Annotated in this window: 1 protein-coding gene; it reads left to right on the plus strand. The window is 64.8% G+C overall.

Translation table 11 applies throughout. The features are described 5' to 3' along the window. Positions 1 to 79 precede the first annotated feature (79 nt). Complete coding sequence (locus AC0L2L_RS33315) at positions 80 to 1,270, plus strand: integrase core domain-containing protein (RefSeq protein ID WP_473584016.1); 1,191 nt, start codon at positions 80 to 82, stop codon at positions 1,268 to 1,270. The last annotated feature ends 59 nt before the right edge of the window (positions 1,271 to 1,329 follow it).

Below are 1,329 nucleotides of genomic sequence, written 5' to 3' on the forward strand. Positions count from 1 at the left end.
TGTCCGAACCGGATAGATAGGTAACAGAATGGACTGATTAGATGGGTGACAGTTTTCTCGTTTGCCGGGAGGACCGGCGATGGTTTGGCGAGAGACTGGCATCATGGACGAGCGGCTTCGGTTTGTTGTGGAATGCCTTTCTGGCGAGGAGACGATGACGCAGCTTTGTGCTGCCTTCGAGATCTCGCGCAAGACCGGGTACAAATGGCTTGGACGCTACCGGGAGTTCGGCCCGGAAGGCCTGCACGACCAGCCGCGGGCGCCGCTCGATCACGGGCGGGCAACGGCAGCGGAACTGGTGGAGCGGATCGTGGCGGAGAAGGAAGCGCATCCGCTGTGGGGGCCGAAGAAGATCATGGCCCGGCTGAAGCGGTCGGAGCCCAACTGCGGCTGGCCGGCGGTCTCGACGGCTGGCGAGATCTTGAAGCGGCATGGCCTTGTCGGGCGTCGGCGCGCGCGCTGGAGGGCGGCGGGCAACGGTCCATGGCCGGAGCCTGAGGAACCGAACGCGCTGTGGACGGGCGATCACAAGGGCTGGTTCCGGACCGGCGACGGCTGGCGCTGCGATCCGCTGACGGTGATGGATGGGGCGTGCCGCTACCTGTTGGCGCTGGCGGCGGTCGGCTCGACGTCGGAGGGTGAAGCCTGGCCGGTGTTTGAGCGGACATTCGAGGAGAACGGCCTGCCGGATCGGTTCAGAAGCGACAACGGCTCGCCGTTCGCGTCGGCCGGCGTCACCGGGCTGACGCCGCTTGCAGTGCGTTTCATCAAACTCGGCATCGTGCTGGAACGCATCCAGCCGGGCAAGCCGCAGCAGAACGGCTGCCATGAACGCTTCCACCTGACCATGCTGCCGATGGCCAAGGCGCCGGAGGCCGACAGGGCGGCTCAGGCCCGGGCCTTCGAGGCTTTCCGCCGCGAGTACAACGAAGAGCGCCCGCACGAGGCGCTGGGTATGGACACGCCGGCACAGCATTACCGCCCCTCGACTCGCGCCATGCCAAAGACGATGCCCGAGCCGGACTATCCGGCCGAGGCGGCGGTACGCAGTGTGCGCCAGAACGGCGCCGTCAAATGGCAGGGCGCCGAAATCTACGTCTCGGCCTCGCTGGCCGGCGAGCCGATTGCCATCGAAGAGACTGAAAGCGGTGAATGGGCGATGCGCTTCTATGCCCATCCGCTCGGCTTCATCAACCACAAGCATATGAAACTGGTTCGCCGAAGCGCCGCGCCAACTCAACCGCTTGGCGCTGCGGCGAACCCATCATAAGGGGGAAAACTGTTACCTATGTATCCGGTTCAAAGTGTTACCCATCTATCGGCTGGACA

This window comes from Mesorhizobium sp. WSM4832 (assembly GCF_055811115.1).